This is a genomic window from Burkholderia sp. 9779_493 (genome assembly GCF_015712215.1).
Classification (GTDB): Bacteria; Pseudomonadota; Gammaproteobacteria; order Burkholderiales; family Burkholderiaceae; genus Burkholderia; species Burkholderia cenocepacia.
Genome location: NZ_JACCQA010000073.1, coordinates 1 through 12612 on the forward strand (window position 1 = coordinate 1; position 12612 = coordinate 12612).

Here is a 12612-nt window from a genome sequence, read left to right on the forward strand (position 1 = left end):
GGGGAGCAGGGGCGCGGGTTTGCAGTCGTCGCTTCGGAGGTGCGGAATCTGGCGCAGCGTAGCGCGCAGGCGGCGAAGGAGATTAAATCGCTGATCGAGCATAGCGCGGGGACGGTGGGTGCCGGGTCGCGGCTCGTTAGTGAGGCGGGGAAGGTGATGAGCGATGTTGTGTCGCAGGTTCAAGGCGTTAGCGCGATGATGAGCGAGATTGCCGAGGCTAGCCTGGAGCAAAGTGCCGGGATTGATCAGATTGGGGATGCGGTGCAGTCTTTGGATCAAATGACGCAGCAGAATGCGGCTTTGGTCGAGGAAAGCGCGGCGGCGGCGGAGAGTTTGAAACAGCAGGCGGCGGAATTGACCAAGCTGGTTTCGGCTTTTAAGGTGGATGAGTAAGGGGTGGTTTGCAGTTTGGGATTGAGATGTTACTGCGGTGCGGTTGCCGCGGGGGCACTGCGGCCGTTTTCGTTTGTCGGCGTGGAGTTGGTTACCTTCGGTAACGATGAGCCGTATTTCAGATCGAAGATCGGGGGAGATTGTCGGGGCGCCGGCGGATTCGTATCGTGAATAATATCGTTCAATAGGAGCCCACTTTTTTGTTACCGGGTCGTCGGACTAATGTCCGTGTTCGGACCAAAGGCTGCCGTGTCGACCGACCAAGGAGCGTCCGATCCCGAGTGGACACCAGCCGCTCGACCTCTATCCGACGACGACGAACGGTGACTCGCGCTTAACGAATCCGGTGGAGTTATTGCAGTTTCGGCCGTCGGCGTTGATTCCCATGTTGGCAAACCCGCTAGTCTTCAATGGTCGCGATCGCGCATACGCCATTTGCGCCTGCTTCTCAGAATCATCTCCAGCCCCTTATCTTTTTTTGAGCAACTGTTGCAGGTACTGAGATTGGCCCGAGGACGCTGCCGAGATAGCCGTTGTCTTCGCCTGCTTTTGCCGTTGCCAGCTGGTTGCCGATGCCGTAACCTTGAAAATTAGCTATCGAGCACGGAATAGCGACCGACTACCGCTGCGCTCGGCAAAACGTATCGTACGATTCCGGGGGATACTTGGAGCTTATTAACCAACATAAAATATGGTCATTCCATGGCGACTCTCCATGGGCAGAAGTCGTGAGAGGACAGGATTTTCGAAAGGCTGAGGCGCATGGTGTTGTTTCATATTTTGATCTCGCGACCAAAGTGGCGGAGCTCCAATTCAGGAATAGCAACCACATCTTGTTGTTCCGAGGACAATCTTGCGACTATAGAAATAAAAATAATTACACGTCACTGAAGCCAAGTCTTCTACGTGGTAACGATGGGAAAAATCCTGGGATATCCGAGCTGCAGAGACGGTTTGCAGTTCTAGAAAAGGCTGAAAGAATATTAATTGAAGAGTGCGAGTCCGCTCGACTTCTCGGTGTAAATAAAGTCCAGCGACTTCGTATCGTGAGATGGTCCATTTTGCAACACTATGAGGTATGCGGAACGCCCTTGCTTGATGTTACCCACTCGCTCCGAGTCGCTGCGTCCTTTGCAAGCCACGGGGCGGGGGATGAGGCTTACGTCTTTGTCCTGGGCGTGCCCAATCTCGGTGGCGGCATTACTGCGAGTGCAGAAGCTGGACTGCAAGCGGTTCGCTTGTCGAGTATATGTCCGCCATCAGCCGTGCGGCCACACATACAAGAGGGCTACTTGCTTGGAGAGTATCCGGATATGTCTGATTTTAGTCAAAAATCTCAATATTTGCACTATGAAACAGATTTTGGGCGACGACTCATCGCAAAGTTTAAATTTAATCCGGAGGTTTTCTGGAGGGATAATGGATTTCCTATCGTCGGCAAAGATGCACTTTATCCGGAGGAGAGAAATGATCCATTGCTGGCGCTGGCGCTGCGCGTAAAAAAGAGAATTCTCGAACGGGAAGTTTAAATTCGGAGTGCGGCTACTTAAATAGTCTATAGACTATTGGGGGTAAATTTTTATCAGAGAATTTGTTGCACAAGTAGCCAATATTGGCGAGAGAGTTTATATTGGTGAGTTCCGAGCTGGAAGGCAGGCGGATCAGCTATTCGACAGCATGTCATCTAGTGTCGCTGTCAAGAGGGGCGGCGGGGGCATGCAACAGCCACTAACCTAGATGAGGCGCTAAAGTACGTTGAGGCGGTCATATCTGTTGTCCCGCTCACTTGAAAGGTGCTGGCTCATCTAACGGAACTATGAGGAGCAGGAGAGCGACTCTAGTTCGAGGGCGTCGCAGTGCCGTCTGTCCGTAGCGTGAACGCCAAAAAAGTTGAATGCCATTCAATGCCATAATGTTGATTCGACAGAGGAAATTAAGAATATGTCCGCTTCACGCCATCGTCCGCCAGTCCAGGCAAGGCCAAGAGCCCTAACGGACCGAGAAATTATCGCGAAGGCACGAGGCCGTGCGCCGACGAAATATAGTGCTCTTGTTCTTGCGAAGCACGAGTTAAGCGGCCAACGGCTTTTTTCTCTATTTCCACAAATATTTCGAAACAAAGCTGACCTCGAATCCTTACACGGCATACCGTTTCCAGCTGCGCTGGAGATCCTGTTGACCGAGCCGCGACTTACTACGCCAGGATCACTCGTCAGTGAGCTTATATGGGCTATCTCAAGTGCTATTCAATTTTCTGACGAGCTAAGGGAGTTTGTCCATCAGCGCCGCAAATTTGAACGAGCCTTGCTTGCACAGGACAGAGAGACAGTTGATTTGGTGCTGGACGACGTGCAAAGGGCGTTTGGGTGGTCGTTATGGTTGATCCAGAATCGTCTTACTGTAACCCAGCTATGGGACGGTATAGATCAGCGGCGAGCGCAGTCACGGCAATACGACGAACAAATTAACGACAACAATTTTCTCGCCTTGCTTATTCGCTTCATCTCCCAGCGATGTGAGGGAACGACTGTCCCAGGTTATCTCCAGGGCGAGTTGACCAGAGCCTTTGGCGAAGACGCCGCTGCATCGGATTATTTCGTCTACGCACGTGTGAAGCTGTTTGAATTAGGCTCAACTCCGATTGACAGTATGCCTGCAACTCTGTCTATCGAATCCCAAGCTTGTGCTATCGATTATTATGAAACGTTAATAGCGTTTTTGCAGACTATTGCAGCCGATCCATCCGTCCCACTTACATTTGCCGATCAGCTGGATCGACCCGTCTCGCTTCTCTATCGCCGTATACGAGATCCTAGGCTTGCTCCCGTAGTAATCGCGCTTTGTAGCAAGCAGGAAGAAGTTGCTATTGATTCCAAGCGAGCATGGATAATAGAAAAATACAGCGCTGGTCAGTATGCGGAAATGTTAGAGCCGGCCTACGGTTACATTGCAAACCATCCCGATGATGTCTCTATGCTGGCCCTGATCATTAAGGTTTCAATTAAGATCGGTAAAGAAATAAAACCACTTTCAGGGTTGCTTGGGGAGGTTTCAGAAAATTTAGAGAAGGTTTTTCGGTTTTCTGCCGATGCGTATGCTGCAGCATATTCTATATTACGGCTGAACGATCGATTCTTCGGGCAGTCTTGGATAGGCTATGCCAGAGCACTAGTCGTCAGCGAGTTGGCTCAAGAGCAAGAGCACTATCCGACGGCGACTCTCAGACGTGTATACGCACTGGATCAGTACGTTACTCCCTTTACACAAGTTCTACGCCGTCTCGAAGCATCGGATTCGTTTCCGGCCTTTATAAGAGAGGCATTTCCGACGACTTCTTCTGTTTATTTGCTTGTAAGTAAAGGTGTCGCAAATGACAAGGGAGGGGAGGTCGATGCATTCCGCGAGAAAAAATATTTGGGTCGCTATTATCTACACACTGGCGACTACGAATTGGCGCTCGAGACATTTGAGTGGCTTGCAGACACCGCCGTGACTGAAGAAGAGAAGGCGCGCGCAGGGGCTTGTCTAGCGCTCGCTCAGGCGGGTGCTGGCGATCTTCGTTCGTCAACCGAAACTTTGGTGTCAACCTACCTTGGTTGGCCAGACGTTCCAACCATTCTTCCAATACCGCAGCTTACAGAAATGCTTGGTAAGCCGCAGGGGTGGCCTAATACCATTTCGGTCCCTCTATTGTTTGAGCTTTACGCAAATTACTTCAAAGACGATAGGCTTCCTCACCTTAGGTACGCGTTTGAAAAATTTCAAATTGATAATGATATTAATCAACCTGAAGATTTTAAACTTCGCGTAGCGGAGTATGGGATCGAAAAGGTTGTGATGTATTTAGATAAGGTCTGGCGGCCGGAAGTTATGCGCCAAACGCTCCTATATGAGGGAACCCGTGAGATCGAGGAAGCGCGCGTCCGGGTTTGTCGCGTCCTTGCTGACATCGATTCGAAGAATAGTAGCGTTTACTTGAATGAGATTCGTGAGCGAGTGAAGCAGCAGGAAATAGCAAAAGCCACAAACCTTGTGGAGCAAAGTAAAGTTTATGTTGATATTTCTGCAATAAAGAAGGCATTGCAAATTAAACTTGGCGATGCTTATGCTAAGTATAAAGGTGCGATGCAGGCTTTGCCGGTGCAGAGTGATAATTTTGTCGAAGTAATTGCGGATTTGCTCGCGGAGATTCGAGGGAAGAACGAGTCGATTGCAAAGGCGCTTTCCCACTCACATATACTGGCGGGCTCTGCGACAAACGAACTTGATGTTCAGTTTGCTTCAATGTTCTCTGAGGTAACTAATGAGTTTCTAAACGGAGACCATGGGCTAAATGCTTATCTGAGTACGCGTGTTCGTCATGGTACGTTGAGTAATATTCTTCGAAAGTCTGTTGCGGATCAAAGGCTTATTACGGAGAGGCAGGAGGGGAAGACTTCCTATTTGCCCAATGAATATTGGAATGGAGAGCTTTCGGAGTTGCGTGAGGCGCAGCGTGTTAAGCTCTTGCAGGCGCTTGATCATTTTAGTGAAAATTTCGATTCTATCATTGATCATGTTCGGGATGATTTAATTCAAATCGCAGTGATTCACGAATTGATTGATCAAGGGCGGCATCCAAGTGCGCTTTTTGTATATAGCTCATCCAATCTCGAGCGCAGATACATGCAGGAGTATGATAAGGGTTTGCGCAATCTGGGTGAATTCATAAATCGATGCGTTGAAACGCTTTGGGAAAAAACGGACGAAAATCTAGCGCACGTTCAGCAGGTTCTGTCTACGACTATACGAACCAGATTTATGAATGCATTTGACCGTCTTTCGGATGAGATTGGTGCGGTGGGTGTTGATCACCTAATCGGCGCTCTGCACGATAGCATTGCACGTGCGCGGACCGATTTGCAAATCAAGTTGGCGGTAGTGGTTTCCTGGTTTAGGCGTAGCGAAGTATATGATCGACAGGATTATTCACCTGATTTTGCTGTCTTTGTCGCAACGAACATGATTACCAATACGATGTCCGCTGCTAGTGGCTGGCAAGGCGTTGAAGTTAAATGTGATGCTGGATCGGTATCAATGCCGGGTCGTACTCTGGATGGGATGGTGGATATTTCATGTGCACTGATTGAAAATGCTATCACTCATTCAGATCTTCCGATTTCCGAGCTCCATGTGAAGTTTGATATCCGGACAAAGGACGGTCGAGTTTCTGTTATTGTTGAGAACAATAGTAATCAAAATTTGGCAATCGCGGCAAATATGGAGCGGCTGGCGGCGCTGCGAATGGACATCGTCCAAAATCAGTCGAGACGCAAGGCTCAAATCGAGGGGAAGAGTGGATTTAGAAAAATTTGGGCGACGATAAATGCTCCACAGTATCGCGATCCACATTTAGATTTCGGATTCTCAGACAAGGATCATTTTCGTGTAGAGCTGGATTTCGGATTGGAAAAAATTGATGAAGAAGATACTTTTAATTGAAGATGATGAAGAGAAGAGTAGCGTCATTTCCGATCTGTTGCGCACTGATTATAGTGAATATGAAATTGATATTGCGCGGTCGCTGAATGGCGGATTGAGGTCTATTGTAAAAGGACAAGGCATATATAAGCTCATCCTGCTGGACATGAGTATGCCTAATTACGACGTATCATTCGAGGAGCCTGGCGGTGGAAAGCCTGAGAGCTTTGCGGGTGAAGATATATTGGCGCAGATGAAGTTGAGAGGTATCGAGATTCCAACAATAGTGGTCACAATGTTTGGATCATTTGGGGAAGGGCCTAGTAGTATGTCAATCGAAGGACTTACGGAGCGGCTTGAGCAAGGATTCTCGCCGACTTATAGAGGTCTCGTTTACTATAATGTCGCGCAGGAAGGATGGCGTTCCTCGTTGCGCGAAATCATCAGTACTATTCTTTGAGAACACAATGCGATTTCTAATCGTCGACGACGAATATCAAAAGGCAGGGGAGATCACGCGAGCGATTTCGTCCATTTCTCTCGCAGTCGAAGCGGAGCATGTAACAACTGCGTCCGCCGCGCGACGTGCCATGCGGGCTACAAAGTTCGATTTGCTTATCATCGATTTGCAACTTCCGGATGCGGTAGGGGCGCCACCGTCTCCGAGAGGTGGTCTAGATCTATTTGATCTGCTGTTAAATGACGATAAGGCAATGCTGCCATCTGATGTCGTTTTTGTTACTGCTCGCGAGGAGAATCTCGATGAGATGAAAACCGAGGTCGAAAATCGCGGCGCCGCCCTTTGCGGATTCTCTGATAAGAAAAATGACTGGAAGCCTGTCATTCTGGGCCGTATTGGTCTCGCTGCCGAACGAGTTCGCCGGGAGAGACTGGCAACCCCGGAAGTAGATGTCGCCATTGTGACTGCTCTACTGCAACCAGAGCTTTCGGAGGTGCTGCGACTTGACTATGGTTGGAAAGACCGTAGATTTGCTGATGATCCGACCGCTTATCATTTTGGTGTTATCCCTCGTGCGGACAGACCGTTGGCTGTAGTTGCCGCAACCGCGCAACGGAAGGGTATGCCGTCTTCCGCTGCACTCGCGGCGAAGATGGTGGAGCGATTTCGACCGAAGTACCTCGTCATGTTGGGGATATGCGCGGGAGTCAAAGGAAAAACGAATCTAGGAGATGTTATCGTTGCCGACCCATCATGGGACTGCGGGAGCGGCAAACATGCGGAGTCGGCAGACGGGTCAGCCGTGTTTCTCGCTGCACCGTACCAACATCCACTTGAACCGCAGATTTCTCAACTCGCGAATGAACTTGGCAACAAGGCTGAGACAAAGCAAGTAATCGCCAATGCATGGGGAGACAGACCCGCGCCGGCGAATTTGAATATCAGAATAGGCCCAATGGCCTCGGGTGCGGCTGTACTTGCAACGAGTCGCGCCATCTTTCCTATCGCCAATCAGAATCGGGAGCTTATTGCGGTTGAGATGGAAGCATACGCCGTGATGGCTGCTGCTGACTATGGGCGAAAGCCTTCTCCGGTTCCAATCGTCATCAAATCCGTTTGCGACTTCGCGGATGCCGAGAAAAGCGACGATTGGCAAGATTACGCATCTTTCACGAGCGCAAGGTTCTTTGACGTGTTGGTACGAAGCGACGATTTTCCAATTTCAGACTAAAGCTTGGGCGATTTGATCTTTATTCCGCAGTTCGAAATTGGCGAATTTGTGAATCGCATGAGGGCGGGCGAGCAGTGCTGCAATAGAGAATTTGATTTTCAATGGAGCGGTACTCAAATGTATTGATTATTGACGTCCGGCAAAAAACGTCACCGTGATGAAGCAACTTGATCGAAATTTAATCGATTGATTCACGGGAATCCGATGCTCTCGTCAAGAGAGATTGGTGGGCGTCGACCCTACGCTTGGCTATTATGATGGCGGTACCCGACATCTTAGGCGCGATCGACTATACCCACGGGGGCCTCGTTAGAGGCACCCCTTCCAACCTCGACGATAGTACATCGAGCGCGCGATCGCCAAATTGTTTTCGTCTTGAGCGAGCGATCTGCATCGCTACTCACGATAGTCCTTTAAGGAGAAAGTTGAGAAGCTCTTGTGGTCAGCAACGAGCAAGCGTAGCGAATCCAACCGATTAGTTTTTGGTGATTCAGCGAACGTTCAGGAATATGGCGTAATCGATTCGCAGCATCCGTCATGCGTTGCGAATGTCCTCTACCTAACGGCCAATCCCCCTCAATTCCCCATTTCTGAGATGACAGCTCGACTACACTGATCGTGAAGCCTTGCTTCTCGCCATCGGAGGCTGAACGCAGCCCCCTCCGCCCCGATGGTTGAAAAAGTCTTGCCCAACAAGACCCAGCGAAGAGGGGAGAAAGAAGGGGAAACTCGAGGGACCAAAAAAGCGCGGGCCGCATGGGCGGCAACCCATACGACCCGCTGACCACCACCAACTCAGTACAGGAGTCGGAAATGGCTGACGCCAATACTAAGCCACGTCGTAGAAAGAACAAACCCGTCAACATGCAGAAGAGGTTTGAGCTGGTCCTGCGCAACTACCCGGACCTTCCCAAACGAGGCTGGCCGTACCTGCCGTGGATGCAGGCGATCGACATTGATTTCAAGATCTTCGGATTCAAGCCGGGCGACCGCATATATCTGAACGCCAACTACGTGACCCGGCAGATCACGATCACTCCGGACTACGGCCAGTTGGCGCTGCGAGAGCAGCCGTACCACGATCCTGATTGGGTACCGCCGCCGCTGTAACGTCTGCAAGGGCCGCTTGATGCGGCTCTAGCGAGTGGAACGCAGGCGTTTCCCGAATGCGCTTGACCGCCGGGGCGACACCGCCCCGGCCATTGCCGCGAACGCCTCGAATCACACCTGTAGCCACCGTCAACAACTGTCACGACCGCAAGGCCCGTGAGGCCGCACCGCGCCTGCTGAAATAGCCGAATGGCGTCAAATCACTGCCCGCCAACCCGCCGCTTCACAACCGCCCCCCGCTGCAACACATACTCGACCCGCGCGCCTTCATCGGCCACGACACCGATATCCTCAAGCGGATTTCCATCCAGCACGACGAGGTCGGCGATCGCTCCCGCCGCAACCACCCCAAGCTCCCCCGTCATATTCACAATCTCCGCCGCCACCGTCGTCGCCGACCTAAGCGCCTCCAGATTCCCAAGCACCTCCGCTCGAATCCGAAACTCCCCAGACTGAAACGCATGCATCTCCCCGAGCAGATCCGACCCGAACCCCATCTTCACGCCGGCTTTCGCATAGATCTCAAGCGACTCGCGTCCTTTCTGCTGCACGGAGGCCACCTTCGCGATGGAGTCCGCCGGCATCCCAAACTCCGCCCCGTGTTTCGCCAGCGCGTCATAAGTCACCAGTGTCGGCACCACAAACGCCCCCCGCTCATGCATCAGCGCCGCAGCCGCTTCATCCACAAGATTCCCATGCTCGATCGTCCGCACGCCGCACCTCACAGCCCGCGCAATCGCCCGCCCCGTATACGCATGCGCCATCACATAAGTATTCGCAGCCTCGGCCTCATCAACAATCGCCCGAATCTCATCCTCCGAATACTGGGTGTTCGCAATCGGGTCGGTCGGCGAAGCCACGCCGCCTGACGCCATGATCTTGATCTGCGTCGCGCCTTTCTGAATCTCTTCACGCACGGCGAGCCGCACCCCTTCGACGCCATCGACGACCCGCGCAATCGCCCCCGTCCTGAAACAGCAGGAGCAGGGCTCCAGCACATCACCACGCGGCCGAAAATCCCCATGCCCGCCGGTCTGCGACAACGCCTTCCCCGACGGAAAAATCCGCGGCCCCGGAATCAGCCCCGTCTCAACGGCCTGCATCAAGCTCCAATCCGCGCCCCCTGCATCCCGCACACTGGTAAACCCACGCGACAACATCGCATCGAGAATCGGCAACGACCGAATCGCCGCGAGAATATTCGGCTGCGTCGCATTCGCACCGAGGTTCGCATTCGACGCCAGCACATGCACATGGCAATCGATGAACCCCGGCATCACGGTCTTGCCGCGCGCATCGATCACCTGCGCATTCGGCAAATCCACCGGCCGATCGGTGACTTCGACGATCCGCTCGCCTTCGATCACGACATGATGATGTTCGAGCAACACGCCTCGTTCGAGGTCGAGCACGTTGCCGCCTTGAAGCACGGTAATGGTCATGAGCAAAAATCCTTATCGAGTCGTGGCGGCCGCACGCTTCGCATCCTTCACGAAGCGCGTGCCGACGAAACTGACGGCCGCCGCGAGCATCACGTAGAACGCGGGCGCCATGTTGCTGCCGGTGCGGGCGATGAGCCACGTGATCAGGAACGGCGCGAACCCGCCGAAGATCGTCACGGCGAAGTTGTACGCAACGGATAACCCGGTCGACAGCACCTTGGTCGGAAACAGCTCCGCGAACGCCGCGAGAATCGGCCCGGTGTAAGTGGCGATCAGCACGCCGAACACGGCCTGGAACACGATCAGCGACGCGAACCCGGGCGCATGGTTGATCCACGAGAACATCGGCCACGCGAGCACGAGGATCGCGAGCGCGGAGCCGGACAGGAACACGCGCCGTCCCCACGCGTCGGCGAGTCGCCCGACGATCGGCGAGCAGCACATGATCATCAGCCCGCCGACCATGCCGGCAGTGAAGCCGGTCGATTGCGGCAGATGTAGCGTGCGCACGGAATAGGTCGGCATGTAGAACAGCAGCACGTAGGTGCAGACGGTCCACAGGATGACCATCGAGAAACTCGCGAACGTCTCGCGCGGATACGTGTGCAGCACTTCCTTCAACGGCGAGCTTTCCTTCGCCTGCGATTCGACGGCGCTGAACGCGGGCGTCTCGTCGATATGGCTGCGAATGAAGTAGCCGACCGGCCCGACGATGATCCCGAGCAGGAACGGCAGCCGCCAGCCCCAGCTATGCAGCGCCTGCGTGTCGAGCGACGTCGTGACGAACGTGCCGGTCGCCGCACCGAGCAGCACCGCGAAGCCGATACTCGACTGGATCCAGCTCGAGTAATACGCGCGCTTTTCCGGCGGCGCGTATTCGGTGAGGAACGCGGTGGCGCCGCCCATCTCGCCGCCGGCCGAGAAGCCTTGCAGCAGCCGCGCGACGACGATCAGGAGCGGCGCGGCGATGCCGGCCTGTTCGTAGGTCGGCGCGATCCCGATCAGCGCGGTGCCGGCCGCCATCAGCAGGATCGTGAGCGACAGCGCGGCCTTGCGTCCGACCTTGTCGGCATAGACGCCGAGCACGATGCCGCCCACCGGCCGCATGAAGAAGCCCACGCCGAACGTCGCGACGGTGAGCAGCACGGACGTCAGTTCGTTGCCGGTCGGGAAGAACAGCTTCGCGATGATCACCGCGAAGAAGCTGTAGACGGTGAAGTCGAACCATTCGAGACCGTTGCCGATCACGGTCGCGACGATGGCGCGGCGGCGCTGTTGCACCGCTGCATCGACGGCAGGCGCGGCGCGCGGGGAGAGCGTTCCTTGCATGGTCTCTTCCTTGGTCAGAAGACGGGGCGGCTGCCCCGCGTGAATCCCATGCTAAGGACAGCCGCAATTTTTTCTGAAACGAAAGATTCGCATGCCTGCATGCGCTGCGCGCATGCATCCCGCGCAGGGCAATCAGGCCCCGGTTTGCTGCTCCGCCTGTTCGAACAGCCAGCGGGTGAACAGGCGGGCGGCCTGGTTCTGCGCGCGGTCGTTCGGCGAGATCACGTAATAGCCGCCGCCGTGGCTCGCGGACGCTTCCGTCACGCGCACGAGCAGGCCGGCTTCGATGCAGGCGTCGATCATGTAGCGCCAGCCGAGCGACACGCCCTGACCGAGTATCGTCATCTGCACGATCTGCGGATAGGAGTTGATCGTGATGTCCTGCGGCTGCGCCTTCTGCCGGTCGACGTCGTTCAGGTCGAACCATTCGGACCACGACATCCATTGGCGCTGGCCGTCTTCGAGGCGCAGCAGCGTTTCGTTCGCGAGATCGGCCGCGTCGAGCGTGCGGTCGGCCAGATAGCCGGGCGCGCAGACGGGGAACACCTCCTCGTCGAACAGCCGGCGCGCGGTGTATTCGGCCGGCGCCTGCTGGCGCACGTAGTAGACGCCGACGTCGAATTCCGCGGGCGACATCGATGTCAGGCCGTCGCGCACGATCAGGCGCAGCTTGATGTTGGGATAGGTGGCGCGAAAGTTCGGCAGCCGCGGCGTGAGCCACAGCAGCGCGACGCCGGACGAGCACGCGATCGTCAGTTCGAGATCGCCGTACGGTTTCATGACGTCGTGTGTGGCTTCCGCGCATTGCACGAGCAGACGGTGGACTTGCGCCGCGTATTGCTCGCCGGCGATCGTCAGCCGCAGCGAACGGTGTTCGCGCACGAACAGCGAGCGGCCGAGGAATTCCTCCAGCTGCTGGATCTGGCGGCTGATCGCGCTTTGGGTCAGGTGCAGTTCGGCGGCGGCTTTCGTGAAACTCGCGTGCCGCACGGCGGCTTCGAACGCGATGAGGCACTGAAGGGGCGGCAGGGGCGTGATGCGCATGGCGGGCAGGGGAGTCAGGGGAGGCGCTGCCTCCATGATACGGGCGGACCTGACGAAAATCGCCACTCGTGACGGGGCTGTGGATTCGCCCTATTCGTGCGAAGATTGCGCGAAACAACACCAACACCGACACGTTCCCGAGA

At 54.6% G+C, this 12612-nt stretch carries 9 protein-coding genes; 6 read left to right on the forward strand and 3 right to left on the reverse strand.

The window, feature by feature from the left end:
• The 6 genes from H0X95_RS35120 to H0X95_RS35145 form a co-directional block, all read left to right on the forward strand.
• Positions 1-393, forward strand: a 393-nt coding sequence (locus tag H0X95_RS35120) for a methyl-accepting chemotaxis protein (protein WP_230878342.1), incomplete at its 5' end; no start/stop codon positions are given.
• Between the two features lie 728 nt (positions 394-1121).
• A complete protein-coding gene (locus H0X95_RS35125; protein ID WP_193759705.1) occupies positions 1122-1922 on the forward strand; it encodes an FRG domain-containing protein in 801 nt (266 codons plus the stop codon).
• Positions 1923-2334: 412 nt separating this feature from the next.
• The gene (locus H0X95_RS35130; RefSeq protein WP_125332141.1) at positions 2335-5874 is read left to right on the forward strand and encodes a hypothetical protein; all 3540 of its coding nucleotides are present in this window, start codon (positions 2335-2337) and stop codon (positions 5872-5874) included.
• Positions 5852-6313, forward strand: coding sequence for a response regulator (locus tag H0X95_RS35135; RefSeq protein WP_125332139.1), 462 nt, complete (start codon positions 5852-5854; stop codon positions 6311-6313). Before H0X95_RS35130 ends, H0X95_RS35135 begins: the two co-directional genes overlap by 23 nt.
• 7 nt (positions 6314-6320) lie before the next feature.
• Positions 6321-7544: a 5'-methylthioadenosine/S-adenosylhomocysteine nucleosidase family protein gene (locus H0X95_RS35140; RefSeq protein ID WP_193759704.1), complete on the forward strand. Its 1224-nt coding sequence runs from the start codon at positions 6321-6323 to the stop codon at positions 7542-7544.
• Between the two features lie 813 nt (positions 7545-8357).
• Entirely contained in the window at positions 8358-8654 is a 297-nt protein-coding gene (locus tag H0X95_RS35145) for a hypothetical protein (protein WP_006496041.1), read from the forward strand.
• Positions 8655-8854: 200 nt separating this feature from the next.
• On the opposite strand, the gene H0X95_RS35150 is transcribed toward H0X95_RS35145, so the two are convergent.
• From H0X95_RS35150 to H0X95_RS35160, 3 genes are all read right to left on the reverse strand, one after another.
• Positions 8855-10096 (reverse strand): metal-dependent hydrolase family protein, encoded by a 1242-nt coding sequence (locus H0X95_RS35150; RefSeq protein WP_059722520.1) that lies wholly within the window; start codon positions 10094-10096, stop codon positions 8855-8857.
• 12 nt (positions 10097-10108) lie between these two features.
• A complete protein-coding gene (locus H0X95_RS35155) occupies positions 10109-11425 on the reverse strand; it encodes an MFS transporter (RefSeq protein ID WP_059722522.1) in 1317 nt (438 codons plus the stop codon).
• Between the two features lie 132 nt (positions 11426-11557).
• Positions 11558-12469, reverse strand: a complete 912-nt coding sequence (locus tag H0X95_RS35160) for a LysR substrate-binding domain-containing protein (protein WP_059722523.1) — start codon at positions 12467-12469, stop codon at positions 11558-11560.
• Between the last annotated feature and the right edge of the window lie 143 nt (positions 12470-12612).

Excerpts from the sequence above, each read along its gene's own strand:
- H0X95_RS35140 (WP_193759704.1), top strand. The coding sequence starts at position 6,321 with ATGCGATTTCTAATCGTCGACGACGAATATCAAAAGGCAGGGGAGATC.
- H0X95_RS35155 (WP_059722522.1), bottom strand. The coding sequence starts at position 11,425 with ATGCAAGGAACGCTCTCCCCGCGCGCCGCGCCTGCCGTCGATGCAGCG.
- H0X95_RS35130 (WP_125332141.1), top strand. The coding sequence starts at position 2,335 with ATGTCCGCTTCACGCCATCGTCCGCCAGTCCAGGCAAGGCCAAGAGCC.
- H0X95_RS35145 (WP_006496041.1), top strand. The coding sequence starts at position 8,358 with ATGGCTGACGCCAATACTAAGCCACGTCGTAGAAAGAACAAACCCGTC.
- H0X95_RS35150 (WP_059722520.1), bottom strand. The coding sequence starts at position 10,096 with ATGACCATTACCGTGCTTCAAGGCGGCAACGTGCTCGACCTCGAACGA.
- H0X95_RS35135 (WP_125332139.1), top strand. The coding sequence starts at position 5,852 with ATGAAGAAGATACTTTTAATTGAAGATGATGAAGAGAAGAGTAGCGTC.
- H0X95_RS35160 (WP_059722523.1), bottom strand. The coding sequence starts at position 12,469 with ATGCGCATCACGCCCCTGCCGCCCCTTCAGTGCCTCATCGCGTTCGAA.